25 protein-coding genes and 1 pseudogene are annotated in these 25,490 nt (G+C 62.8%); 4 read left to right on the top strand and 22 right to left on the bottom strand.

Annotated features, from left to right (window positions below):
* Positions 1–3: 3 nt before the first annotated feature.
* The 11 genes and pseudogenes from NKH21_RS07415 to NKH21_RS07365 all read right to left on the bottom strand — a co-directional run bounded on the left by NKH21_RS07415 (position 4) and on the right by NKH21_RS07365 (position 11,010).
* A complete protein-coding gene (locus NKH21_RS07415) occupies positions 4–336 on the bottom strand; it encodes a nitrile hydratase accessory protein (protein ID WP_352863879.1) in 333 nt (110 codons plus the stop codon).
* Positions 337–355: 19 nt separating this feature from the next.
* Positions 356–1,015: pseudogene (gene nthB / locus NKH21_RS07410) on the bottom strand (nitrile hydratase subunit beta).
* A complete protein-coding gene (gene nthA, locus NKH21_RS07405; RefSeq protein ID WP_352863814.1) occupies positions 1,012–1,617 on the bottom strand; it encodes a nitrile hydratase subunit alpha in 606 nt (201 codons plus the stop codon). The pseudogene nthB and the gene nthA overlap by 4 nt, the downstream one beginning before the upstream one ends.
* A 56-nt stretch (positions 1,618–1,673) precedes the next feature.
* On the bottom strand, positions 1,674–4,832 hold the full coding sequence (locus NKH21_RS07400; RefSeq protein ID WP_352863812.1) for an efflux RND transporter permease subunit: 3,159 nt from the start codon (positions 4,830–4,832) through the stop codon (positions 1,674–1,676).
* Positions 4,829–6,076 (bottom strand): efflux RND transporter periplasmic adaptor subunit, encoded by a 1,248-nt coding sequence (locus tag NKH21_RS07395; protein WP_352863810.1) that lies wholly within the window; start codon positions 6,074–6,076, stop codon positions 4,829–4,831. Before NKH21_RS07395 ends, NKH21_RS07400 begins: the two co-directional genes overlap by 4 nt.
* A 168-nt stretch (positions 6,077–6,244) precedes the next feature.
* On the bottom strand, positions 6,245–6,841 hold the full coding sequence (locus NKH21_RS07390; protein ID WP_352483004.1) for a LysE family translocator: 597 nt from the start codon (positions 6,839–6,841) through the stop codon (positions 6,245–6,247).
* Between the two features lie 60 nt (positions 6,842–6,901).
* On the bottom strand, positions 6,902–7,474 hold the full coding sequence (ilvN, locus tag NKH21_RS07385; protein ID WP_023676680.1) for an acetolactate synthase small subunit: 573 nt from the start codon (positions 7,472–7,474) through the stop codon (positions 6,902–6,904).
* Between the two features lie 66 nt (positions 7,475–7,540).
* On the bottom strand, positions 7,541–9,292 hold the full coding sequence (locus NKH21_RS07380; RefSeq protein WP_352564512.1) for an acetolactate synthase 3 large subunit: 1,752 nt from the start codon (positions 9,290–9,292) through the stop codon (positions 7,541–7,543).
* A gap of 292 nt (positions 9,293–9,584) precedes the next feature.
* Entirely contained in the window at positions 9,585–10,109 is a 525-nt protein-coding gene (locus tag NKH21_RS07375) for a GNAT family N-acetyltransferase (RefSeq protein ID WP_352863808.1), read from the bottom strand.
* Between the two features lie 21 nt (positions 10,110–10,130).
* Positions 10,131–10,442, bottom strand: coding sequence for a hypothetical protein (locus NKH21_RS07370; protein WP_352863806.1), 312 nt, complete (start codon positions 10,440–10,442; stop codon positions 10,131–10,133).
* A gap of 1 nt (position 10,443) precedes the next feature.
* Complete coding sequence (locus NKH21_RS07365; RefSeq protein ID WP_352863804.1) at positions 10,444–11,010, bottom strand: helix-turn-helix domain-containing protein; 567 nt, start codon at positions 11,008–11,010, stop codon at positions 10,444–10,446.
* A 153-nt stretch (positions 11,011–11,163) separates the two neighbouring features.
* On the opposite strand from NKH21_RS07365, the gene NKH21_RS07360 reads away from it, so the two are divergent.
* Complete coding sequence (locus tag NKH21_RS07360) at positions 11,164–12,990, top strand: ATP-binding protein (RefSeq protein ID WP_352863802.1); 1,827 nt, start codon at positions 11,164–11,166, stop codon at positions 12,988–12,990.
* A 36-nt stretch (positions 12,991–13,026) separates the two neighbouring features.
* Here NKH21_RS07360 and NKH21_RS07355 read toward each other — a convergent pair whose 3' ends face one another.
* The 3 genes from NKH21_RS07355 to miaA form a co-directional block, all read right to left on the bottom strand.
* The gene (locus tag NKH21_RS07355; RefSeq protein ID WP_352863800.1) at positions 13,027–13,413 is read right to left on the bottom strand and encodes an ester cyclase; all 387 of its coding nucleotides are present in this window, start codon (positions 13,411–13,413) and stop codon (positions 13,027–13,029) included.
* A gap of 132 nt (positions 13,414–13,545) precedes the next feature.
* Positions 13,546–14,340: a GGDEF domain-containing protein gene (locus tag NKH21_RS07350; RefSeq protein ID WP_352666995.1), complete on the bottom strand. Its 795-nt coding sequence runs from the start codon at positions 14,338–14,340 to the stop codon at positions 13,546–13,548.
* Between the two features lie 104 nt (positions 14,341–14,444).
* Complete coding sequence (gene miaA / locus NKH21_RS07345) at positions 14,445–15,413, bottom strand: tRNA (adenosine(37)-N6)-dimethylallyltransferase MiaA (protein ID WP_352863877.1); 969 nt, start codon at positions 15,411–15,413, stop codon at positions 14,445–14,447.
* Between miaA and serB the strand changes: the two genes are divergently transcribed.
* Both serB and NKH21_RS07335 read left to right on the top strand, forming a co-directional pair.
* Positions 15,403–16,290, top strand: a complete 888-nt coding sequence (serB, locus tag NKH21_RS07340) for a phosphoserine phosphatase SerB (RefSeq protein WP_352863797.1) — start codon at positions 15,403–15,405, stop codon at positions 16,288–16,290. The genes miaA and serB overlap by 11 nt on opposite strands.
* On the top strand, positions 16,287–16,859 hold the full coding sequence (locus NKH21_RS07335) for a GNAT family N-acetyltransferase (protein ID WP_352863795.1): 573 nt from the start codon (positions 16,287–16,289) through the stop codon (positions 16,857–16,859). The genes serB and NKH21_RS07335 overlap by 4 nt, the downstream gene beginning before the upstream one ends.
* Positions 16,860–16,906: 47 nt before the next feature.
* On the opposite strand, the gene NKH21_RS07330 is transcribed toward NKH21_RS07335, so the two are convergent.
* The 5 genes from NKH21_RS07330 to NKH21_RS07310 all read right to left on the bottom strand — a co-directional run bounded on the left by NKH21_RS07330 (position 16,907) and on the right by NKH21_RS07310 (position 22,304).
* Entirely contained in the window at positions 16,907–18,424 is a 1,518-nt protein-coding gene (locus NKH21_RS07330) for a DegQ family serine endoprotease (RefSeq protein WP_352863793.1), read from the bottom strand.
* A gap of 143 nt (positions 18,425–18,567) precedes the next feature.
* Positions 18,568–19,521, bottom strand: coding sequence for a protease modulator HflC (gene hflC, locus NKH21_RS07325; protein WP_352863791.1), 954 nt, complete (start codon positions 19,519–19,521; stop codon positions 18,568–18,570).
* Entirely contained in the window at positions 19,521–20,615 is a 1,095-nt protein-coding gene (gene hflK / locus NKH21_RS07320) for an FtsH protease activity modulator HflK (RefSeq protein WP_352490306.1), read from the bottom strand. Before hflK ends, hflC begins: the two co-directional genes overlap by 1 nt.
* 160 nt (positions 20,616–20,775) lie before the next feature.
* Positions 20,776–21,294 (bottom strand): dihydrofolate reductase, encoded by a 519-nt coding sequence (locus tag NKH21_RS07315; RefSeq protein ID WP_352490307.1) that lies wholly within the window; start codon positions 21,292–21,294, stop codon positions 20,776–20,778.
* The gene (locus NKH21_RS07310; protein ID WP_352863789.1) at positions 21,294–22,304 is read right to left on the bottom strand and encodes a DUF4424 domain-containing protein; all 1,011 of its coding nucleotides are present in this window, start codon (positions 22,302–22,304) and stop codon (positions 21,294–21,296) included. The genes NKH21_RS07315 and NKH21_RS07310 overlap by 1 nt, the downstream gene beginning before the upstream one ends.
* 141 nt (positions 22,305–22,445) lie before the next feature.
* Between NKH21_RS07310 and cobF the strand changes: the two genes are divergently transcribed.
* On the top strand, positions 22,446–23,219 hold the full coding sequence (cobF, locus tag NKH21_RS07305; protein ID WP_352863787.1) for a precorrin-6A synthase (deacetylating): 774 nt from the start codon (positions 22,446–22,448) through the stop codon (positions 23,217–23,219).
* A 33-nt stretch (positions 23,220–23,252) separates the two neighbouring features.
* Here cobF and NKH21_RS07300 read toward each other — a convergent pair whose 3' ends face one another.
* From NKH21_RS07300 to modB, 3 genes are all read right to left on the bottom strand, one after another.
* Entirely contained in the window at positions 23,253–23,594 is a 342-nt protein-coding gene (locus NKH21_RS07300) for a winged helix-turn-helix domain-containing protein (RefSeq protein ID WP_023676697.1), read from the bottom strand.
* An 82-nt stretch (positions 23,595–23,676) separates the two neighbouring features.
* Positions 23,677–24,789 carry a molybdenum ABC transporter ATP-binding protein gene (gene modC, locus NKH21_RS07295; RefSeq protein ID WP_352863785.1) on the bottom strand — a complete coding sequence of 371 codons (1,113 nt, stop codon included), beginning with the start codon at positions 24,787–24,789 and terminating at the stop codon, positions 23,677–23,679.
* Positions 24,786–25,490, bottom strand: coding sequence for a molybdate ABC transporter permease subunit (gene modB / locus NKH21_RS07290; protein WP_352863783.1), 705 nt, complete (start codon positions 25,488–25,490; stop codon positions 24,786–24,788). Before modB ends, modC begins: the two co-directional genes overlap by 4 nt.

Below are 25,490 nucleotides of genomic sequence, written 5' to 3'. Positions count from 1 at the left end.
AGCTTACATAGCCTGCTGTGGATCGTTCTCCAGAAGGATCGGCTTGCCATGCGGCGTTGCGTGCGCGGCGCGCTCCCAGGCAGCGGCGATCGCGTCCACATCGGTCTTCGCGGCCAGACCTTTCGAAGCAAGCAGCTTTTCCAGCGCCGCCAGCCAGTGCTCGTAATAATCGCGGCCGTCGCGCGCGGCGCCCTGCCGCTTCACCTCCGCCGACAAAGCATCCGCCCATTCGCTCCACGAAAACAGCCCGTTATCGTGCAGCGCCACCGTCATCGCAAAGGCCTCGGCCTCCCACGGCTCGGCAAACACAGGCGCCTCGACACCGGCGGGCAGCATGGCGACGACTGAGCCCGTCTCACGCCGGCTCAAGGTAGCTCTCCCAGGCATCGATCGACACGACAAGTGTCGGGTCGGCGCCCTCGCCCCAGATTTCGTCGCCTGTGAAGGCCACGGTATAGACCCATTGCGGGTTTTCGCCCTGGCCGTGCGCACTGGTGTCGGGAAAGACAAAGCCGTCGCGTACCGCCTCGACGACGCCTTGTTTGCCGCGTGCATAGCGCGGCAGCCTGGTGTGGCCGGTCGGATGAAAATTCCTGGTTCGCACGAGGTCGCCTGCCTTGAACCGCGCAGGCGCGGCGACAGGCCGGTCGCAAGGCCCGCCCTTGGCCAGCACCGCCGGAACATCCTTAGCCTTGAGCACCCGTTTGGGTGTCGCTGCCGGGTCGACCGCGTCGCCCGTAGCCAGGTCGCGGTCGCTGACGAAACCATGGCGTTTGAGCAGCACCTCCAGCGCCTAGATCCATATCTGATAATAGCTGGAGGCATAATAATCCGCTGGATGCAGCGATTCTCGCGCGTGCCGACTCTCGTCGATGGTCCAGGCGCCCATGGCGCCGGCGCACAACGTTACGCCCAGCGCCCGCCTTTCCCAATCAGCATGGAAATAGGGTTCGTCCGGCTCGGGCGCGACCGGCCCGAAACCCATCTGGCCGCCGAGATCCTGCGGCCCGTTCATGCCGGCTCCCGCGCCAATGCCGTGCCGATCATGGCATCGCGCGTCACCAGATCGGCGAGCCGTGCCTCATCCCAGCCCTCCGTGCCCCCGGGGCGCATAGGCACCACGAGATAGCGCAGCTCGGCGGTCGAATCCCACACCCGGATTGTCGTGGTCGCCGGCAAGGTCAGGCCGAATTCCTCGAGCACGCCGCGCGGATCGATCACCGCGCGCGAACGGTAGGGCGGCGCCTTGTACCAGACTGGCGGCAGGCCGAGCACCGACCACGGATAGCAGGAGCATAGCGTGCAGACGACGAGGTTGTGCGTGTCGGCCGTATTGAACACCGCCTGCATGTGCTCGCCTTGCCGGCCGGTGTAGCCGAGCGATTCGATGGCCGCCGTCGCATCACGCTTCAGCCATGCGGCAAACCCGGGATCAACCCAAGCCTTCGCCACCACCTTTGCGCCGTTGCGCGGCCCGATCTTGGTCTCGTAGGTGTCGACGATGACGTCGATCGCCGCCGGATCGATCAGGCCTTTGCGGGTGAGAATCGTCTCCAGCGCGCGCACACGCGCCGCAAAGGGATCAAGCTCGTTGTCGTGGTCGTGATTGTGCGGCATGGCGTCAAATTACGATCGCGGCCCCCCGGCCGCAAGCACCACGGCTTAGGCCAGCGCTATTCGGCTGCCGCCTTCTGCGGCACCGGTTCTTCCTCCTCGTCGAACAGTGACGGCTGCTCGACCACCTCGACCGGGCCCGGCTCGCCCCGGCGCCGCACCCACAACCTGACGAGCCAGCCGGAAAAATGCTCCATGTAGACGTAAATGACGGGCGTGACGAACAGCGTCAGTGCCTGCGAAGCGACGAGACCGCCGACCACCGCCACGCCAAGAGGCTGGCGCAGTTCCGCACTGGCACCGGTGCCGAGCGCGATCGGGATGGTGCCCATCAGCGCGGCAAGCGTGGTCATCATGATCGGCCGGAAGCGCATCAGGCAGGCCTTGTGGATGGATTCGACGGGCGACATCCCCTCGCGCCTGAGCTCGAGCGCCACGTCGATCATCATGATGCCGTTCTTCTTGACGATGCCGATCAGCATCAGGATGCCGATCACAGCGATCACCGACAAATCCATCCCCGCCAACCGCAGTGCCACCAGCGCGCCAAGCACCGCCGACGGAAGCCCGGTCAGGATGGTGAGCGGGTGGATGAAGCTCTCATAGAGCATGCCGAGCACGATATAGATGGTCAGGATCGCGCCACCGATCAGCAGTCCCTGGTTGGAAAGCGAATCCTGGAAGGTCTTCGCCGTGCCCGAGAAAGTGGTCGAGATCGTCGGCGGCATGCCGATCTTTTCCTTCAGCGCATTGATGTGGCTCACGCTGTCGCCCAGGGCCACGCCCTGCGGCAGATTGTAGGAGATGGTCACTGCCGGAAGCTGGCCGAGCTGATTGACGGTCAGGGTACCGGCGGTCCGATCGACACGCGCGAAGGCGCCAAGCGGCACCAGGCTGCCGCTCGCCGTTCTCACCTTGATCGCCAGCATCCGTTCGGGCGACCACTCGATCTTCGGGTCGAGCTCCATGACCACTTTATAGCTGTCGGCCGAACCGAAGATGGTCGACACCTGCTGGGTGCCGAAACCGCCATAGAGGCTGGAACGCAACGTGTCGGTATCGACGCCAAGCGTCGATGCCTTGTCGCGGTCGATCACCAGCGTCGCCTGCAACGCGTTGTTCTGCAGGTCATTGGTGACGTCGGTGAAGGCGCCATGATCGGCGGCCATCGCGTCCGTCAGCCTTTGCGCCCAGACGTTCGTCAGGCCGGTATCGAGGCCCTGCACGGCAAGCTGATAGGCACTCGCCGAAGCGCGCGCGCCGAGCCGCAGGTTCTGCACCGGCTGCATATAGGTTTCGATACCGGGCACATTGGCAAGCTGGCGCCGCAGATCCGAAAGCACCTTGTCGATGTTCGGTCGCTGGTCCTTGTCCTTCAGCTGCACAAACAGCTGGCCCTGGTTGAGCGCATTGTTTCCACTGCCCGCCGACCAGCCGACATGGGCGACGTAGGGCGAATGGGTGAAGACATCCGCCACTTGACCCTGAAGCTTCACCATGGCGTCGAACGAAATATCCTGGCGCGCGATGGTCGTCACCGAGACCTGGCCGATATCCTCCTGCGGGAAAAAGCCCTTCGGCGATATCTGGATCAGCCAGACCGACAGCCCGGCGGTCACCAGGAAGACAAGGAAAACCAGAAAATTGTGACGCAGGCAGAATGTCAGCAGCCAGTCATAGCCCCGCATGAAGACGTTTTGCCTATGGTCCTCGCCATGCGCCGCCTTCTGCTCGGCTTTCGATAATGACAACAGCCGCGAGCACAGCATCGGCGTCAACGTCAGCGAGACAAACATCGACGCCAGGATGGCGACCGTCACCACCACCGCGAATTCGTTGAAGATGCGCCCGATCACGCCGCCCATCAAAAGCACCGGAATGAACACGGCGACCAGCGAGATCGAGATCGAGATGATTGTGAAGCCGATTTCGCGGGCGCCCTTGAGCGAAGCCTCGAGGGCCGAGACTCCGTCCTCCTCCATATGGCGGAAAATATTTTCCAGCATGACGATGGCATCGTCGACAACAAGGCCGACCGCCAGTGTCAGCCCCATCAATGAGACGTTGTCGATGGAAAAGCCGAACAGGTACATCACGCCCAGCGTGGCGATGAGCGAAATCGGCACCGCCACGGCGGGGATGACCGTCGCCGTTACCCGGCGCAGGAACAGGAAGATCACCATCACCACCAGCGCGATGGTGAGCAGCAGCGTGAACTGCACGTCGTCGACCGCCTCGCGGATCGACGTCGAGCGGTCATTGAGCAACTGGATGCTCGCCGCCGCAGGCATCTGACCCTCGAAGGAAGGCAGCATCGCCTTGACGCGGTCGACGACATCGACGGTGTTTGCATCCGGCTGGCGCTGCACGGCCATGATGATGGCGCGGGTACCGTCGTACCAGCTTGCGGTAGTCGTGGTCTCGACCGAATCGATGACGCGGGTCACCTCGCCGAGCCGCACTGGATGGCCGTTCTTGGTGGCGATGATGATGTTGGAGAACCCCGCCGCATTGGTGAGCTGCGTGTTCGCGGTAATGGTTAGTTGCTGTTTGTTGTTCTTGAGCACGCCGAGCGGCGTGTTGCTGTTGGCCGAGGCAATGGCCGTCTGCAGTTGGTCGATCGAGATGCCGCGAGCGGCGAGCGCCGTCGGATCTATCTGGACGCGCACGGCATATTTCTGCTGGCCGTAGATCGAAACCTGCGCAACGCCGTCGATCGTCGACAGCGACGGCGAGATCACATTCTCGGCAAATGCGTCTAGATCGGTCAGCGGAATGGTGTCGCTGACCAGCGACATCAGCAGGATTGGCGCGTCGGCTGGATTGACCTTGCGATAGCTCGGCGGGCTGGTCATCTCCGGCGGCAATTGTCGTTGTGTGCGTGCGATCGCTGCCTGCACGTCGGCGGCGGCCGCATCGATGTCGCGGTTGAGCACGAACTGAATGGCGATCGAGGTCGAGCCGAGCGAGTTGGTCGTCGAGATCGAATCGATGCCGGCGATAGTGGCAAACTGCTTGATCAGCGGCGTTGCCACCGAGGTCGCCATGGTTTCCGGCGAGGCCCCAGGCAGCGAGGCCGAGACGTTGACAACCGGGAATTCCGCGCTTGGCAGCGCCGCGACCGGCAGGAATTTGTAAGCAAATAGCCCGCCCAGAACCAGGGCGAACGACATGAGCAGCGTGGCGACGGGCCTGCGGATGCAGAATTCGGAAATCATGGCTGTGTTCCGCCCGTCCGGTCAGCCTCGGCAACCTTCGGAGCCGCCTGATCGCCGGTGCCGGTGGAAGCCTTGCCTTCGCGCACCGCCGCGCCGTTTTTCAGCTTGGTCTGGCCCTCGACGACGACACGCTCGCCGCTTTTCAAACCCTGACTAATCGCGGTGTTGGCACCTTCTGTCAGCGCGACCTGCACCGGCTGCATTTCAACGGTGTTGTCCGGCTTGATCACATAGACGAACGGGCCCTTCTGGCTGGGCTGGACGGCAACCGTCGGAACCGACGTCATTTGCGGCATGATGCCGGCCTCGAGCACGACGTTGACATATTGGCCCGGCCACAGCGAAAGATCGGCGTTGGGCACGCTGGCCCGCGTTGCGATCGTGCCGGACGCCGTGTCCACGCTGGAATCGACGAAATCCAGCGTTCCCTTGCCGATCGGCTTCGGGTCACCGTCCTTGGTCAGCGTTACCGCACCTTGCTGCGGCGCCGCCAGCGCCTTGTGCAGCAAGGCGAGATCCCTTTCGGGGAGATTGAAGTTCACCTGCAGCGGGTCGACCTGCGTGATCGTCACCAGCGGGGTCGACGTGCTGCTGCCGTTGCTGGTGGTGACGAGATCGCCGACCGCGACGCTGACCGCGCCAAGCCTCCCGGAGATCGGCGCCCTGATCGTGGCGAAGCCAAGCTGGATTTGGTCCGCATCGATCGTTGCCTTGTCGGCGTCGACGGTGGCCGCGGCGGATTTCTGCGCCGCGACGGCCTGATCATAGGTCTGCTGTGTTCCGGCCTGCCTGGCGACGAGATTTTTGGCGCGCTGAAGATCGGCCGTTGCGCTGGCAAGCAGCGCCTGGTCTTTCGCGAGCGTCGCCTGATCGCGTGCCAGTTGCGCCTTCAACGAGCGATCGTCCAGCGAGAACAGAAGGTCTCCGGCCTTCACCATCTGTCCGTCCTTGACCGCGATTGCAACGATCTGGCTCGAGACCCGTGCGTTGATGCTGACCACGGCAGGAGAGGACACGAAGCCGATTGCATAGCGCCGGACCGGGAAATCGGCCGTCGTAGCGGTGGCGGCAACCACCGAAGTCGAACGCGCGGCATTTGCCGCGGCAGCGGGTTTGTCCGCCGTCGCCGTCTGCTTCGCCGACAGCATCTGCTGAAGACCGCTCATTGCGCTGGGCGAAAGATACAGCCACGCCGCCGCAACGCAGGCTGCAGCGATCACCGCAAGTACGATCTTTCCGCGCATCGACAAAAGGCCTCTTAATCCGACACGCCGCTATCCGGTGGCCGTAGTCTAGCTCAACTCGCAGCCTCTTGCCGCGCTTTTGCCAGATAATAGAGGATGCCGAAGGCGAAAAAGGGCCAAAACCCGTCATTACGAAGATTTAATGTGCAGTGCACAATAGAACGGCAGCTAACGCAGCATCGGCCACAGCGTCGCCGCAAGCATCACGCCCATGGCGATGTTGAACCATTTGAGCCGCACCGCATCCGCCAGAAAACCGCGCAGTGCCATGCCGAAACCGGCCCAGGTCGAAATGCTCGGCAGCATGACGACGGCGAACGCGGCCGCGATCAGCACCACCGACACAAACGGGCGTTCCGGATTGGTATAGACGGCCATGGCTGTAATCGCCATCACCCAGGCCTTGGGATTGACCCATTGGAACGCCGCAGCCTCGATGAAGCGCATTGGCTGGCCCTTCGCCTCGCCTTCGCCGCCGAGCGAGCGCGACATGGCGATCTTCCAGGCGAGATAAAGCAGGTAGAGGCCGCCGGCGATCTTCAACCCGGTGTGCAGCACCGGAAAGGCCGTCAACACGGCGCCAAGCCCGAAGCCTACGGCAAGCAACAGCACGAGGAAGCCGAAGCCGATGCCGAGCATGTGTGGCACGGTCTTGACCAAGCCGAAATTCACGCCCGATGCCAGAAGCATGAAGTTGTTCGGGCCCGGTGTGATCGAGGTCACGAAGGCATAGACCAGCAGGGCGAAGAATGCGTCGAATGTCATGCCGTTCCCCTAATCAATGCGATCGGTGGCGAAGCGACGAGATAGAGCCAAGTTGGATGACTACATCCCTTGCGGGCCGCGGTTCATCGCTGCCACCCCGGTACGGCAGATCTCGACGAGCCCGAGCGGTTTCATGATGGCGATGAACTGATCGAGCTTGGAGCCCTTGCCGGTGATCTCGAAGATGAAATGCTCGGTATTGGCATCGATGACGCTGGCGCGGAATGCATCGGCGAGCCGGAGCGCCTCGACGCGGGCTTCACCGGTGCCGGCGACCTTGACCAGCGCGAGTTCCCGCTCCAGTGGCCGCTCCTGTCCGAATTCCTGCGACCGCACGGTGAGATCGACGACGCGGTGCACCGGCACGATGCGCTCGAGCTGGTGCTTGATCTGCTCCAGCACGTGCGGCGTGCCGCGCGTCACGATGGTGATGCGCGACAGGTGCTTTTCGTGCTCTGTTTCCGAGACCGTCAGGCTCTCGATGTTGTAGCCACGTCCGGAAAACAGGCCGATGACCCGCGCAAGCACACCCGGCTCGTTGTCGACCAGGACCGAAAGCGTGTGATTCTCTGGTTTTTCCGTCTCCTTGGCGATAAAATAGGCCGAGCCGGTCGGTTGCAACTGTGCGTTCATGACATGAATCTCGATTTCAATCTTTTGCGCTAATCTGCTGTTTTCGCACAGCTTCCTTGAACCAGGCTACACCAGTTCCCTGCCCTTGGCGTCGATCGCGTTGGCCACAGCTTCGTCCGTCGCCTCGTCAGGCAACAGCATCTCGTTATGCGCCTTGCCCGACGGGATCATCGGAAAGCAGTTGGCGAGCGTCGCCACGCGGCAGTCGAACAGGACGGGCTTCTTGACCGCGATCATCTCCTTGATGGCGTCGTCGAGCTCGTCCGGCTTGTCGCAGCGAATGCCGTGGCCGCCATAGGCTTCGGCGAGCTTGACGAAATCCGGCATCGCCTCGGTGTAGGAATGCGACAACCGGTTGCCGTGCAGCAGCTGCTGCCACTGCCGCACCATGCCCATATACTGGTTGTTGAGGATGAAGATCTTGATCGGCGCCTCGTGCTGCACTGCCGCGCTCATCTCCTGCATCGTCATCTGCACCGAAGCGTCGCCAGCGATATCGATGACCAGCGCATCCGGGTGCGCGATCTGCACGCCGAGCGCGGCCGGCAGGCCGTAGCCCATCGTGCCCAGTCCGCCAGAGGTCATCCAGCGGTTCGGCTTCTCGAAGTGATAGTGCTGTGCCGCCCACATCTGATGCTGGCCGACCTCGGTGGTGATGTAAGTGTCGAGGTCCTTGGTCAGCGCATAGAGCCGCTGGACGGCGTATTGCGGCATGATCACCTCGTGGTTCATCTTGTAGGCGAGCGAATCCCGGGCGCGCCATTTGGCAATCTGCTCCCACCACGGGTGAAGCGCTTTCTTGTCGGCCTTGGCGGTTGCCCGCCACAGCCGCACCAGATCCTCCAGCACACGCCCGACATCGCCGATGATCGGCACGTCGGTGTGGACGTTCTTGTTGATCGACGACGGGTCGATGTCGATGTGGATCTTCTTCGAATTCGGCGAAAACGCCGTCAGCCGCCCGGTGATGCGGTCGTCGAAGCGCGCGCCGATGCAGAGCATGACGTCGCAATCGTGCATCGCCATGTTCGCTTCATACGTGCCGTGCATGCCCAGCATGCCCATCCAGTTCTTGCCCGACGCCGGATAGGCGCCGAGGCCCATCAGCGTCGAGGTGATGGGAAAGCCGGTGAGGTCGACCAACTCGCGCAGCAGATGGCTCGCCTCCGGGCCGGAATTGATGACGCCACCGCCCGAATAGATGATCGGCTTCCTGGCGCCGGCCATCAGCTCGACCGCCGCCTTGATCTTTTCCAGATCGCCCTGGACCTTCGGCTGGTAGCTGGTGCGCGGCGCCGTCTGCGGCGGGACATAGATACCCCTGGCGAACTGAACGTCCTTCGGGATGTCGACGACGACCGGACCGGGGCGGCCCGTCGTTGCCACATGGAAGGCCTCGTGGATCGTTGCCGCGAGCTCGTTGACGTCTTTCACCAGCCAGTTGTGCTTGGTGCAGGGTCGCGTGATGCCGACCGTATCGCACTCCTGGAACGCGTCCGAGCCGATCAGCGAAGTCGGCACCTGGCCGGTCAGGCAGACCAGCGGGATCGAGTCCATCAGCGCGTCCTGCAATGGCGTCACCGCATTTGTCGCACCCGGCCCGGAGGTCACCAGCATGACGCCGGCCTTGCCGGTCGAGCGCGCGTAGCCTTCCGCCGCGTGGCCCGCGCCCTGCTCGTGACGGACGAGGATGTGCTCGACCTCGTCCTGCTGGAAGATTTCATCGTAGATTGGCAGAACCGCGCCGCCCGGATAGCCGAAAACATGCTTGACGCCATTGTCCTTCAGCGCCTGCACCACCATTTCGGCGCCAGTCATTTCGGCTCTTGGCATTTCGGTTCTTGGCATTTCGCGCCGCTCATACTGTCCACTGCTCATCGGTCTGGTCCCATACTGTTCGCCGTCGGGCGATTGCTGGTCGTTTAGTCGTATTTCGGGCAATAAAAAAGGCCCCCGAGGGAGCCTGTGTCTTGCGCATGGGAGGTCATCGCCCGGCGGTTACACCGCCTTGCCCACGCGCTTTCCTACGAGAATGAGTGCCTTTTTCATGGTGCCGGACAATAGAATTGGTTTGACGCCCCTGTCAACGGCGAATGTGCACTTGGCCGGATCAGGCTGCACCAATGCGTTTCCAATAGATGAGGGTGGCTGTGAGCCCGCCATGCGGCTTCAGCGCATAATCCGGTATTTCGCCGGCCAGCGTGAAGCCGAGCTTTTCATAGAGGCCGGAAGCCCCCTCCTCTTTTGCCGTGTCGAGGACCAACAGGGTGCGGCCTTTCTCCATGGCAACGACTTCCGCCGCCTCCATCAGGCGGGTTGCTATGCCCTTGCCGCGGTAATCGGGGCGGGTCATCAGCTTGGCGATCTCGGCCCGGTGCGGCTGGTTGGGAGGGCAGTCGAGCAGCAAGGTAACGGTGCCGACCAGCGCCTCGCCGTTCCAGGCTCCAAGCACCGCCCTTTCGCCTCTGGCGGCCGCCTGAAGCGACTTGTTCCAGAAGGCCGCGGCCATCTCTGGCGCCAGCGGATGCATGAAGCTGACCGAGCCGCCGGCAGCGACTGTACCGATCAGCAGATCCGCCAGCATTTTTTGCGTCCCGTCAGTACCGGTGAGTGGCCTGATTTCGATCGAACTCATGTGGTTCCCCTGCGCCGTCTGTCACTCGAAATGACTGGTCCGCTTCCGCTTCCTGGCCCGGCGGATTTCCGCGATGCGATCGGCGTCTTCCTCTTGCAGATGTCGCCCGCGTTCCAGCAGTTCGAGCGTGTATTCCTCATAGGTCAGGCCCAGCCGCTCGGCCTTGTCCAGCCGCATCAGCATGATCTCGCGGCTCGGCACTTTCCATGCCTGGGCATAGGCGGTCCGCCAGGCAAGAAAGACATAGGGATCGCCCTTGCTCCAGGGCGGACCGTTATAGTCGTCGAGCGGCGGACCGCCATTGTCGGAGCGTTTCGGACGACGCGCCTTCACCTCAGCTCCTGGCCAACGCAACCAGATAGTCGGCGGCGTCCGGGCCCGGAGCGTGAAAGACGCAATCGGATGGCGCGCCGAGCGCCAGGCAGTCGCCGGGTTCGAGCCTGTGAACGATTTCGCCCTCGGTGAATTCCAGCCGCCCGGAGATCATCCAGATCTGTTGCCTGATGAAGGCATAGGACGCCGCCGGGAAACTTACCTTGGCGCCCGCCGGCAGTTGGACTCGGATCAGTTCGAGCGGCATGTCCGAAACCGGCGAAAGGTGCCGCCGCACATAACCGGTAGCCAGATCGCTCCAGACCGGCTGGTCACGTTCGCGAAGCAGGCCACCGCCTTGCAATTCCGCCCTTGCTATCAAAGTGGAGAGCGTCATGCCGAAGGCGGCCGCAATGCGCACGAGGAGTGCCGCCGTCGGGCTGGTCATGCCGCGCTCTATCGTGCTCAGCATGGCTTTCGAGACATCGGACCGCTCCGCCAATTCAGCCAGGGACCAGCTGCGAACCACCCTTTCGGCATGTATTCTTCTGCCGATGGTCGAAGATATATCGTTCGCTATATCATCCATTAATCCGATATATCGAAAATTCTTCTACGAAGCAACGACCGTTTCGTCCAGTTTTCGCAAACTCCTTAATGTCCGCTAAACCATCCCGCCTCATCCCACCTTAACCCCGTTCGCCTAGGCTCATCGCTTGGGAAAAGGGGACGCGGCCTGTCCATGCTCGTTGAACGCGAAGCCTCCATTGGAGAACCGACTTTGCTGGAGCGCCGCAGGGCGGAGCAGAACGACAAGCGGATTCTGGGCAATGTCGTGCAATGCGGTGGCGCGCGCGCCACCATCAGCGCCTATGCCGACGATATCGAAGGCACGGTCACCGGCCTGTGGAGCGTCGGCAAGATGATCTCGATCAATCTCGGCACATCACGAACCGTCGGCCTCGTCTACGAAATCGGCAAGTCGGATCGTGCCTGGAGCAGCGAGGGCCAGAATCCGATCGAGGTCAGCATCGAATTGATCGGCGAGGTGCGCGACGGTGCCGAACCCGGCGCGAAGCCGGTCTTCGACCGTGGCATCACGACCTATCCGCATATCGGCGCCATTGCCCATCGAATCCGCAGCCGCGACCTGCAGGCCGTCTACGATCTCGCCGGTCGTCATTCGATCACCATCGGCACGCTGTCGCAGGACGAGGCCATCGACGCCAATATCGCCATCGACGATACGCTGGCGCGCCATTTCGCCATTGTCGGCACCACCGGGGTCGGCAAATCGACCGCCGTGTCGCTGCTCTTGCGCAAGTCTATCGCCGCCCGGCCCGACCTGCGCGTGCTAATCCTCGATCCACACAACGAGTTCGCCGCGTCGTTGCCCGAATATTGCGTCAGGGTCGATTCGACGACGCTCGACCTGCCCTTCTGGATGTTCAAGCTCGAAGAATTTGCCGAAGTGCTGTTTCGCGGCCGCGAGACGGTCCCGGAAGAGGTCGACGCCTTGCGCGATCTTATTCCCGCGGCCAAGAACCTCTACCGCAATCCTAACTCCGGCAACTTTCTACGGCGCAGCACCGATGCGCTGACCGCCGACGCGCCGGTGCCCTATCGCATTGCCGACCTCATCAAGCTGGTCGACGAGCGCATGGGATTGCTGGAAAGCAAGAACGATCGCCCGACCCTCAGGTCACTGAAGACACGCATCGAATTGGCGGCATCCGATCCGCGCTACCGTTTCATGTTCAACTCGCGCCTGATCGAAGACACCATCCACGAGACGATCGGCAACATTTTCCGCGTGCCGCATCACGGCCGCCCGGTGACCTGCTTCGAAATGGCCGGCATGCCGTCCGAGGTGGTCAATTCCGTTTGCTCGGTGCTGGCGCGGCTGGCCTTCGACCTGGCATTGTGGAGCGAAGGCCGCCTGCGGCTGCTCTTCCTGTGCGAGGAAGCGCATCGCTACATGCCCGCCGATCCGCGCCTCGGTTTCGCACCGACGCGGCATGCGCTGTCGCGCATCGCCAAGGAAGGCCGTAAATATGGCTGTTATCTCGGCGTCGTCACCCAGCGCCCGGGCGAACTCGACCCGACGATCCTGTCGCAGTGCTCGACGTTCTTTGCCATGCGGCTCGCCAACGAGCAGGACCAGGCGATCATCCGCTCGGCGATCGCCGATTCCTCGGCTTCGACGCTGGCGTTCCTGTCTTCCATGGGCCAGCGCGAGGCCATCGCCTTCGGGGAAGGCGTGGCGACGACGATGCGGATGAAGTTCGAAAAGCTCTCCGAGGATTTGATCCCCCGCACGGCCAAGCGCGCGGACGCCTTGCCGTCCGAAACCGGCGACGAGGTCGACCTCGTGGCGATCGTCGAACGGCTGCGCAACGTGCCGAAATCACAGCAGGCAATGCCTTTCGCGGAAGTCGTCGATCCGGGCCGGCAGGCCGGCGATTCGGACTATCGCAAACCGTCGGCCGCACGCACCCAGCGGAACGACGATTTCGACTTGCGCTACGGCCTCAAGCCGGCGACCTTCGGGCTGCGTCCCCCAGAATGATTGAGCCGAGCGACTTTTAGGCAGCGCTCGCAGATATCACAGCTGAGCTTCGATGGCTGTCTTGTCTATAACTGACCACACCTGGCGAATTTTCCCTCTCTGAAACTCATAGAATACGTTCTCGGCAAACGAAATTCTCTTCCCGCTTACATCGAGCCCAAGGAACGTTCCCCTTGGCGCGCAGTCGAAGCTTAGCCGGCTCGCTATATAAGGCGGATCGGCAACCAATAGCTGAATGTCGAAGTAAAGGTCCGGAATTTCGTCGAAGTCTCTCACCAACATTTCGAGATAGCCGGACAATCCGAGCTTGCGACCGTTGTGAGTCACCTCATCATGAACAAACCGCCCCAGATTTGGCCAATCCTGCTTGTTCAGGCATGCAATGTAGGCCCGGTAAAGATCGGAGAGGTCGGATTTAGTCACGGCAACACCTCTATTTCCGGCAAGCTCCGCAAAGGCAGCATCTCAGCTTGACTGGGTGACGTCGGTCTGCGTGCATCGGAAACGCAGAAAACGATACCAGACGGCCAGCATCACGAATTCAATGACGGAATTTCAGGCGCAGACGCGGTTGCGCCCTTGCCTCTTCGCCTCGTAGAGCTGGCGATCGGCGCGGCGATAGAACTCCTCGGCGGTTTCCTTGCGATCCCAGACGGCAAGCCCGACACTGGTCGTGATTTTCAGTCGGACATTGCCTGTCAGCACCGACATGTTGGCGATCGCCTTGCGGATGCGCTCGGCGAATTTGGATAGCAGTTCGGCGTCCATATTGGGCGTGACCACCGCGAACTCCTCGCCGCCCAGGCGCGCCACCACGTCGTGATAGCGTGTCATGTCCTTGAGACAGTTAGCGACGGCCCGCAACACCTCGTCGCCGACATCGTGGCCGTGGCTGTCGTTGACCTGCTTGAAATGGTCAAGGTCGAGGATCATCAGCCCGACTGGTTTCTCGATGCGACGGAACTCTTCGAGATATTCCTTCAGCGCATCGTCGAAGTAGCGCCGGTTCTGCATGCCGGTGAGGCTGTCCGTGAGCGCCGCATGCTCCAGCGTCTCCGAACGCGCGCTGAGCGAAACGGTCATGGCCCGCAGCTTGCCTTCTTCCGTCGCCTGCTTTCGGATCAGCGGGTAGATGAAGAAAATGCCGAAGAACAGCGCAGTCGTTAGCAGCACGCCGGTCGCAAACAGCAGCTTGTTGAGATAGATGATTTCATCGAGTTCCGAAGGCGTATTGCTAATGTCGGCGGCCAAGGTTTGCAGGAGCCCATAGGCGTAAAGCGTCACCAGGCCGGCGGCCAGGATCACAAAAATAAATACGAAAAAGGCTGATTCCGCCTTGTGGAAACGCATCTGCTCCCCGTTGGAAAGTTCCTATCGATCTTATGGCATGCGCGAACTTACGGACAGTTAACCTGGACAACTTCAACGCGAAATGTCCCCTCGGCGTCGACTTTTCAGGTTGCGCTCGAAGGAGGGGGTGAGAGCATCGAGTCGATCCCCTTACCAGGACGCAATCTCCGCCATTCCGGGCCTAATTGATGCCTGAACCAGGTCGCCTGCCGTTTGGCATATTGCCGCGTGGCGATTTTCGCACGCTCGATGGCCTCGGGAAAACTGATGGCGCCGGCCAGCGCGGCCTGAAGCTCGCGAACACCGATTGCTTTCATCGCCGGCAGGTCGGGATCGAGGCCGAGCGCTGAAAGCTGTTTCACCTCGTCCAGTGCCCCCTTGTCCAGCATGCGGTCGAAGCGGGCATCGATCCGCTCCACCAGCGCCGCTCGCTCCGGCTCGATGACGAAAAAGCGCGCGCTGCTCCTGTCGATCAACGGCCGGCCACGCGCGGCCTGCCAGTCCAGGATGGAACGGCCCGACGCGTCGAGCACCTCCAGCGCCCGCACGATGCGCTGGCCATCCGTCGGCTTCAGCATCATGCCGGCCGCAGAATCCTCGCGCAACAGGATGCGGTGCAATCTCACTGCACCCTGTTCCTGGAGCTCGTAGCGCCAGCGATCACGGATCGATTTCGGAATGTCGGGCATCTCCGAGATACCTTCCGTGAGCGCCCGGAAATAAAGCCCGGTGCCGCCGACGAAAATCACTGGCCGCCCCGAAAACGTGCCGTCGTCGATCAGCTTTATGACATCACGCAACCAAGCGCCGGTGGAATAGGCGGTGGACGGATCGACGTGTCCATAAAGAAAGTGGGGGACGCGGGCGAGTTCGGCAGGACCAGGCCGTGCCGTCAGCACGTCGAGCACCGAATAGCCTTGCATGGAATCGGTGTTGATGATGACACCGCCATTGCGCTCGGCGAGGTCGAGTGCGAGCGCCGACTTGCCGCTGGCGGTCGGCCCGGCTATCAGGATCGCGTTCTTCACGCGGCCTTCGCCCGCCTGTCCGCTGGAATTTTCGATGCCGCTGATCGCCACGCTTCTATCCCATCCCGCCGGCCGCGCATTGACGTCGACGCTAGCGAATATGGCCTCGCGGTCGGTCGGCGCAAGCGCTGTTCGCTGGCTGGCCGAAGGCATCGCCTGCGAACTCGACTTGCCGGAGACCGCCGACGCTTCCGAAATAACGGCGCGCCTGCAGGCCGCGCTTGCTTCCGAACCGATCGACGTGGCCGTCCAGCCGGCTGAGAACAGGCGCAAGAAGATCCTGATCGCCGATATGGATTCGACGATGATCGACCAGGAATGCATCGACGAGCTTGCCGACGAGATCGGCGTCAAAGATCGTGTCGCCGCCATCACCGCGCGATCGATGAACGGCGAGATCGCATTCGAGCCGGCCTTGCGCGAGCGCGTGGCCCTGCTCGAGGGTCTCGATGCCGCAATCATCGACCGCATCATAGATAATCGCCTGACGCTTGCCTCCGGCGGCCGCACGCTCGTCCAGACAATGGCGGCCAGCGGCGCCTGGACGGCGCTGATTTCCGGTGGTTTCGACATCTTCACCACCCGCATCGCAGCATTGCTCGGCTTTCACGAAAATCGCGCCAACCGCCTGATCGAGCAGGATCGCCGCTTCACCGGTTTGGTCGCCGAACCGATCCTCGGCCGCGCCGCCAAGGCCGAAGCCCTTATCGAGATTTCGGCCCGCCTCGGCCTGACGCCTGCCGATGCCATTGCCGTCGGCGACGGCGCCAACGATCTCGACATGATCCGTCTTGCCGGCATCGGCGTCGCCTTGCATGCCAAGCCGGCGGTGGCAGCCGAGGCAAAGATCCGCATCGACCACGGCGACCTCACCGCCTTGCTTTATCTGCAGGGTTATCGCCGGGAGGAATTTGTCGAATGACGCCGATCCGCACCGAGCGCCTGATCCTGCGCAACTGGGAAGATCGTGACCGCGATCTCTTCCATCGCATCAATTCCGACGAGCGCGTCATGGAATTCTTTCCGTTTCGGCGCGACCGTGCCCAGGCTAACGCCAAGATGGATGAGTTGCGCGCGGCTATCGATCGCGACGGCTTCGGCTTCGCGGCCGCTGAGATCGCAGCCACAGGTGAATGCATCGGCTTCGTCGGCATAACCCGAACCGATCATTTGCCATTCCTGCCGCCCGGCACGATCGAGATCGGCTGGCGGCTGGCACCCGAATTCTGGGGCCGCTTCTATGTCACCGAAGCAGCCGAAGCCTGGCTCACCTATGGCTTTGAAAGACTTTGCCTCGACGAAATCGTGTCCTTCGCAGTCAAGGATAACAGCCGGTCCACTGCCGTCATGGAGCGCCTGGGCATGACCGCCGACCCGGCCTCCGACTTCGACCATCCCGGTGTTCCGGACAGCCACACCGCACTCAGGCGACATGTCTTCTACAGGCTGCCACGCACAGACTGGCAGGCAAGAAAAAAGGCGACCCGCTAGCCGCCCTTTTCCTTTTCAACATCAGAGTGTTGCAGGCGCTTCCGGACTCAATCCATCCGGATTGTCACAAACCTCAGCTCGCCGGTCTTCGACGCCAGCATCAAAAGCGCGTTCTTGCGCCCCTGCTCCTTCAGCGCACCGATCCGGTCCATGACGTCCTTGGGCGTTGCGACCGATTCCTGCGCGATCTCGGTGATCACCTCGCCCGGCTGGATGCCGCGTTCGGCCGCCGCCGAATCCTTGGTGACGTCGGTCACGACGACGCCGGAAACGTCGGCGGCGATGCCGAATTTCGTGCGCGTCTCGTCATTGAGCTCGCCGATCGTCATGCCGAGCACGGAAGCCGTCGAAACCGCAGGTGCCTTGTCGGCATCATCCTGGTCGGTGTTGCCGTTTTCACCGCCGCTGGCGAGCTTTTCGCCGTCTTCGAGCCGGCCGAGCGTCACCTTGACCGTCTGCTCGACTCCTTTGCGCACGATGATCACGTCGACCGCCTTGCCGACCGGGCTTTCCGCCACGACGCGCGGCAGGTCGCGCATTTCATGGATGTCCTTGCCATCGAACTTGATGATGACGTCGCCGGCCTGGATGGTGCCGTTGTCGACCGGCCCACCCTTGATGACGCCGGCGACCAGCGCGCCCTTGGCGGTCGCAATGCCCAGGCTTTCGGCAATGTCGTCGGTCACCGGCTGGATGCGCACGCCGAGCCAGCCGCGCCGCGTCTCGCCGAACTGGCGAAGCTGGTCGACGACGCCTGAGGCAAGCTGCGACGGGATCGAGAAGCCGATGCCGATCGAGCCACCCGACGGCGAGATGATTGCCGTGTTGATGCCGATAACCTCGCCGCTGCTGTTGAACAGCGGTCCACCGGAATTGCCGCGGTTGATCGCGGCATCGGTCTGGATGAAGTCGTCATACGGGCCCGAATTGATGTCGCGATTGCGCGCCGAGACGATGCCGACTGTCACCGTGCCGCCGAGACCGAACGGATTGCCGATCGCCATTACCCAGTCGCCGACACGCATCTTGTTGGAATCGCCAAACTTCACAGCCGTCAGTCTGTGCCCTTTCGGATCGACCTTCAGCACCGCGACGTCGGTCTTGGTGTCGGTGCCGACCAGCGTCGCCTTGAGCGTCACACCGTCGGAGAAATTCACCTCGATGTCGTCGGCATCGGCAATGACGTGGTTGTTGGTCACCACGATGCCCTGCTCGGCGTCGACCACAAAGCCGGAGCCTAGCGACTGCACCTTTTGCCCGCCGCCGCCCTTGTCGCCGCCACGGTTCTTGAAGAAATCGTCAAAGAAGTCCTGGAAGGGTGAGCCTTCCGGGAGCTGCGGCATCGGCACCGCGCCCGGCCCCTCAGTGCCCTTCACCGTCTGCGACGTCGAGATGTTGACCACCGCGCCGAGCAGGCCGGCGGCGAGATCGGCAACCGAGGGCGGCCCGTCGGCTGCCACTGTCGGCGTCACGAACGACGGAACGGCAACGGCGCCGACCAGAAGCGCAGCGGCCCCGGCGATGAACGTCCGCCTCGCTGAACGCAGAAGGGTGGTGGATGTCATCGAAAGGCCTCCGGGTGTTCTAAAAACGCGCTTCGGCAAAAACGCCGCGTCGCGTCATGTTGGCAAGAAATAAGGCACGTTTGCGGCTACGGCTACCGCCAGAGGATAAATCCTCCGTTACGCCGGCTATCCCTGCACCGGCCCTACTGGCCGGTGCCTGGCTGCGCCGCCGGTGGCGCGGGAACGGCCGGCGCTGGCGGTGGTGCTGCAGGCGTTTCCTTGCTGTTCGGATCGCGGAAAAAGCGGAAGAACTCGGAATTCGGCGACAGCACCATCGTCGTTCCGCTGCTGTTCAGCGCAGTGCCATAGGCATTCATCGACCGATAGAAATCGAAGAAGGCCGGATCGCGCTGATAGGCTCCGGCAAACGTGGCGCTGCGCTGGGCTTCACCTTCACCACGCAGGATTTCAGACTCTTTTTGCGCTTCGGCGACGATTTCGACCACTTCGCGGTCGGCGCGAGCCCTGATCCGCTGCGCTGCCTCATTGCCTCGCGCCCTCAGCCGCTCGGCTTCGGCGAGACGTTCGGCCTTCATGCGGTCGAAGGTCTGCTGCGAGACTTCGGCCGTGAGATCGGTGCGGCGGATGCGGACATCCTCGATCTGCAGGCCAAGCGAGGTGGCATCGGGCCTCAGCTGATCGCGCACCTCACGCATCATTACGGCGCGCTCTTCCGAGAGTGCCGCCTCGAAGTCGCGCAGGCCGTAGACGCGGCGCAAGGCAGCGTCGAGACGCGTCCTCAGCCGGGCCTCGGCCAGCTCGATCTGGCCGGAGACCGCGGCGCGGAACACACGCGGATCCGAGATACGATAGGCGATAAAGGCATCGACCTCATAGAACTTGCCGCCCGAAACCTGGACGCGGATGTTGTCGAGGTCGAAGCGCAGGACCCTGTTTTCGATCAGCTGCACGGTGTCGGCATCGAAGAAGGAGAATGGCGCCTTGAAATAGATGCCCGGCTGGTTCTTGACGTCGACGATTTCGCCGAACCTGAGCACCAGCGCCTGCTGGCGCGCATTGACGACGAAGACCGACGAATAGAGCAGGAACAGGATGACCGCGGCGATGACCGCAATGACAGGAAGACGGTTGGCCATCACTGGTTTCCTCCGGTGGCCGGTGCCGGCGCCTTCTGCTGCAATGCCGGCAGCGGCAGGTAGGGAACGACCCCTTGCCCGTTGCCTTGCTCGACGATGACCTTGCTCGAATCCTTCAGCACCCTCTCCATCGTTTCCAGGTAGAGCCGCTTGCGCGTCACCTCCGGCGCCTTGGCATATTCGTCATAAACCGAGATGAAGCGCTGCGCCTCGCCTTCGGCCTCCTGCACGACCCGGTTCTTGTAGGCGGCCGCGTCTTCGCGGATCTGTGCGGCCGCACCGCGTGCCTGGCCGAGCTTCTGGTTGGAATACTGATTGGCCTGCTCGACGAACTTGTCCTCGTCCTGCTCGGCGCGCTGCACCTCGTCGAACGCGTCTGCCACCTCGCGCGGTGGCGCGGCGTCCTCGATCGAAATGGCGTTGACGTTGAGGCCGGCCTTGTAGCCGTCCAGCGTCGTCTGGATGATCTCACGCACCGACGCCGCAATGCCTTGCCGGTCGTCGCGGAAAATGTCCTGCGCCGGGCGCCGGCCGACGGCTTCGCGCATCGCGCTTTCGGCGACCTGCTGCAGCATGCCGTCCGGGTCGGACACGTCGAACAGATAGGCCTTAGGGTCGGAGACCTGATAGGCCACAGAAAACTGCACATTGACGATGTTCTGGTCGCCGGAAAGCATCAGGCCATTGCCGCTGGAACTGCCGCCGCCGATACTGACAAGCTGCTCGGCGATGTTGGCGGTCTCGACCGTTTCGATGGGCCACCAATGGAAATGCAGGCCAGGCTGCGAGAGCTCCGCCTTCGGCTGGCCGAACCTGAGCTCGACCGCAACTTCGTCGGGCTGCACGGTGTAGACCGCCTTGAACGCCCATAGCACCACCAGCGCCGCGGCAATCAGTCCGAACACGGCCGGGCTCGCGCCACCGCCGCCCGGCAGTGCGCGCCGCAACCTGTCCTGCCCGCGCCGGATGATATCCTCGAGATCGGGAGGCGAGCCCTGCGGGCCGCTGGGTCCCTTGGGTCCCTGTCCCCAAGGTCCCTGATTGTTGCCGCCGCCCCACGGGCCGCCGCCGCCGCTCTTGTCGTTCCAGGGCATGAATGTCCTTTCGCTTGGAATTCCCTCGAGCGCCGGTTCGCCGGCGCAAAATCCAATATTATTCTTCTATAGGGATGCAACGGCACGCTTTCAACGCGATCGGCTGCCGTCACAGTCCGCCTTTGGGTCCATTTAGACCTGTCACGACGCTTTGTCGTCTTCAATTCACGTCGCGGCGCCGCTCGTAAACCGAATAGCGTGTCGCATGGCTGTCCTTCTCACCGGCCTCAACCTCCTGTGAGCGGACGATCCGCCATAGCGCCGGGTCGATCGGCGGGAAATGGGCGTCGCCGTCGACCGCGGCCAGAACATGGGTCACGTGCAGCCGATCGGCCAGCGGTAGCGCCTGAGCATAGATCTCGCCGCCGCCGATGACGCAGATCTCGTCGGCGCCGGCCATGCAGCGCCCGCGCACCGTCGCCAGCGCGATTGCGTCCTCGATCGAGTGCGCGACTTCGACGCCCTCGGCGCGCCATGCCCTGTCCCGCGTCACCACGATGTTGAGCCTGCCTGGCAACGGTCGGCCGATGCCTTCATAGGTCTTGCGGCCCATGATGATGGGCTTGCCCATCGTATCGGCTTTGAACCGCTTGAGATCGGTGGACAGCCGCCACGGCAACCCACCCTCGCGCCCGATCACGCCGTTCTCGGCGATGGCGACATAAATCGCGAGGTCCATCAGCCGCCGTTCCCGCCATCGGATGGCTCCAGCAGCAATATGTCGATGTCGTGCTCGGGGTAGAAGTTCTGCGCCTTCATCTCGAACGTCGTCGGTCCGATTTTCCTGACGTTTTCGCCGCAAAACGAGACCAGGTTCTTCGGATCGCCCTTGTCGACGGTCAGCTTGAACGTGCCGATGTTTCCCGACGCCCAGTTGCCGCCCGTGGTCAGGATATAGGCGATGCGGTTCTCGAAATACTTGGGGTAGCCGTCGGGATCGTCCTTGGCTGCCTTGCGCACGGCGTTTTCGAAGGCATCGTCCATGCAGTAGCGGGTCTTGTAGGCGGCATACTGACCCTGGAACTGGCCGTCATAGAAGAAGCTGACCGAGGAGGTGCCGCCGACGCTCGGCTTGTAGCGATGCGAGACATGGACCGCCTTGTTTGCCGGAAAAGTCGAGCGCCACCAATAGGTCGAGCGCAATTGCCAGAACGGCGTGTAGACGGTCTTCATGCCCGAACCGTCGTCGGCAGTGTCCTGGATGATGATGCCGCGGTTGACCCAGTCGTCGGCGACCGCTTGCGGCAGCTTTGCCAGCGCTGCCTTGGCCGCGTCGCCGAACGGATAGAACGGCACGCCCTGCGCCTTCAGGTCGGCGCCGATATCGATGCCGAGCGCGAACACTTTCTGCTCGAGCTGCGGCTTTGCCGGCACCCCGTCGATCGTCACTTCGAAGCCGAGGAAATTGTCGCTCTGCGCCTCCGGAATCGCCGGGATTTCTTCGGGATCGCCTTCGATGTCGGGCATCGGAAAGGCGACGATTGCATCGACATCCTTGTCGGTGTTGTTGCGGAAGACGTAATCGACCGTCACTTTTTCCGGCGAGATGTAGAGATCCTCGCTTTCCATCGCCACCGCATCGCTGCGCGAAAGGATCAGCCCACCGGTGCCGAGTTCGGCGACCGAATCATTGGCGAGCGCAGGCGTAGCCGAGAGCGCCAAGGCTGCGGTCAGGACGTAACGGAACATGGAAACTCCCCCGGCGAAAATGCCAACATGACTCTAGCTGTTCAATGTGGCGTTTCAAAGCCTTTCGGCGAATGCGCCGGCGCCTGCCGACATGTCGTGTCGGTCTAGACACGCCGGTCCCGATCGGGCAGGAGTTCGCCCATGCGCAAGCTTCTCGTCATCGGCATCGGCGCCGGCAATCCGGAGCACATGACGGTCCAGGCCATCAACGGCCTCAATCGGGCCGACGTGCTGTTCATTCCCGACAAGGGCGCCAAGAAGAACGATCTCGCCGAATTGCGCCGCCAGATCTGCGACCGCTTCGTCACCAACCCAAACTCGCGCCGTGTCGAATTCGAGGTGCCGGTGCGCGCCGAGCCGGCGCCTTCCTACCGCTCGACCGTCGATGACTGGCATGAGGCGATCGCCGCGATCTACGAAGGCCTGATCCGCGACGAACTTCCCGAAGATGGCTGCGGCGCCTTCCTGATCTGGGGCGATCCGTCGCTCTACGACAGTGCGCTGCGCATCCTGGAGCGCGTACGCCTGAGAGGCAATGTCGCGTTCGAGTTGGAGGTCATCCCCGGCATCACCGCCATCCAGGCACTCGCAGCCAGCCACAAAATGGCATTGAACCGGATCGGCGACGCCATTTTGATCACCACCGGCCGCCGGCTCGCCGAGGAAGGTCTGCCCGAAAACGCCGGCAGCACCATCGTCATGCTGGACGGCAAATGCGCCTTCAACATGCTGGACGACAAGGACGTTACCGTCCACTGGGGCGCCTATCTCGGCACGCCCGACGAGATCGTCATCTCGGGCCGGATTGGCGACGTCGGCGACGAGATCGTGAGCACCCGTGAGGAGGCCCGCCGGAAAAAGGGCTGGATCATGGACACCTATCTGCTGCGCAAGCCCGGCGAGCCTGAGGAGTAGCAGAGATCGAGCGCGGCATGAATTCCGCCGAGTTCACGCAGCGTCTATCTCGGCCTGCAGCGCCTCCATATGTGCCGCCGCTGCTGAAGACGCGGCCCGCTCGATGGCGCGGAAGCGGCTGACGACCGCCAAGCCCACCGAGGTCAACTGAGCGCCGCCGCCTTTCTTGCCGCCCGTCTGTGCCGCTACCAGCGGTTTGCCGAACACGCGGTTCATGTCTTCGACCAGATCCCAAGCGTGCTTATAGGACATCTCCATGCCGCGCGCCGCGGCCGAAATCGAGCCGAAGGCGGCGATCTGTTCCAGAAGCTCGATCTTGCCCGGCCCGATGCGGCCATCTGGATCGAGATTTATCCGCAAACTCAGCGACGGCATTTGCTCCTCCGCAGTCACGCCATTCTACAAGTTCTCCAGCGATACCGCTATTCCAAAACGATATAGCGACAATATCCGCCGTTCACCCATCCGCCTCGGCCGGCAAGCCGGCGCCGGTATTCGCCCGGTCGAAGCTCACTGTCTTGACCACCGCGAAGACTTTTCGACCAGGCCGAAGCCCCAGCGTCTGCCGCGACTGTTCGGTGATGCGGGCAAGCACGGTTGCGCCATTGCAGTCGAGGCCAATCTCGACCGTAGGCCCTTCGCCCGGCTCTATCGCCACGATCGTGCCCGGCAATATGTTGAGCGCGCTGAGGCCAACCGGCTGCTCGGTGGCGATCATCACGTCGCGCGCACGGATACGGACACGCACCGGCGCACCGACCGGCGTTGCCAGAAGAGGCACACGGATCTCGCCCGCCGCTGAGCCCAGCACGGTCATGCCAAACGCCTCGTCGTGGCGCAGAACCGCGGCATCCAGCACGGCACCGCCCTCGCTGCGCTCTTCGGCCGGCAACAGATCCAGACGCTGCATGATCGCTCCGGTCGGACCGGAAGCGGCGACCTTGCCTTGCACCAGCACCACGACGTCGCTCGCCAGCCGCGCCACTTCGGCGATCGAGTGGCTGACATAGACGATCGGGATTTTCGTCTCGTCGCGCAGCCGCTCGATATAAGGCAAGATCTCGGCCTTGCGCGCCTCGTCGAGCGAAGCCAGCGGCTCGTCCATCAGCAGCAATTTCGGACTGGCAAGCAGCGCCCGGCCGATTGCCACGCGCTGCTTCTCGCCACCGGAGAGTTTTGCCGGCCGCCGGTCGAGCAAATGACCGATGCCGAGCAGTTCGACCACGCTATTGATATCCGCATAGCGCTCTGCAGCCGGCGTGAACCAGCGGCCATAGCGCAGATTGCTCGCCACGCTCATATGCGGAAACAGCCGCGCATCCTGGAACACCATGCCGATCCGTCGCTTGTGCTTCGGCACGAACAGGCCGGCATCGCTATCGACCAGAACGCGGCCCTCGGCCGCGATGCGGCCTTTGTCGGGGCGGATCAGCCCGGCAATCAAATTGATCAGCGTCGTCTTTCCGGAGCCGGAAGGCCCGAAAAGCGCAGTCAGCCGCCCGGCGCTCTCGAAGCGGGCATTGACCGCGAAATCGCCAAGCCGGTGGCTGATGTCGACCTGAACCGTCATTCGATGTCCATCCGCCGGCCGACGCGCCGCGCCAGCACTTCCGAGGCAACAAGTGCAGCCATCGAGATGACGATCGAGATCAGCGTCAGCCTGAGCGCGCCGGCGTCGCCGCCGGGAACCTGCGTGAAAGTGTAGATCGCCGACGGCAGCGTCTGGGTCTCGTTCGGAATGTTGGAGACAAAGGTGATCGTCGCGCCGAATTCGCCCATCGCCTTGGCGAAGGAGAGGATCGCACCGGCGATCAGGCCGGGCAGGATCAGCGGCAGCGTGATCGTGCCGAATACCCATAGCGGATTGGCGCCGAGCGTGCCGGCGGCCGCCTCGATTTTGCGGTCGACCGCTTCGATCGACAGCCGGATCGCCCGCACCATCAATGGAAAGCCCATCACGCCGCAGGCGAGCGCGGCGCCTGTCCAGCGAAACGAAAAAACGATGCCGAAATGCTCGGCCAGGAAGGCCCCGGCCGGACCACGCTTGCCGAAAGTCAAAAGCAGCAAATAGCCGGTCACCACCGGCGGCAGGATCAGCGGCAGATGCACCAGACCGTTGAGCAGTGTCTTGCCCCAGAACTGGCCACGGGCGAGCACAAGGGCGATTGCTACGCCCGGCGGCAGGCTGGCAATCATCGCCACGGTCGCCACCTTGATCGACAGCCGGACCGCATTCCATTCGTCGGGAGCGAGGTTCAGCAGCCAGTTCAT

The sequence above is a fragment of the Mesorhizobium sp. M1329 genome (assembly GCF_040318035.1).
Taxonomy (GTDB): domain Bacteria; phylum Pseudomonadota; class Alphaproteobacteria; order Rhizobiales; family Rhizobiaceae; genus Mesorhizobium.
Note: the sequence above shows the minus strand (reverse complement) of the source record. Positions and strands in the feature narration are given on the sequence as shown.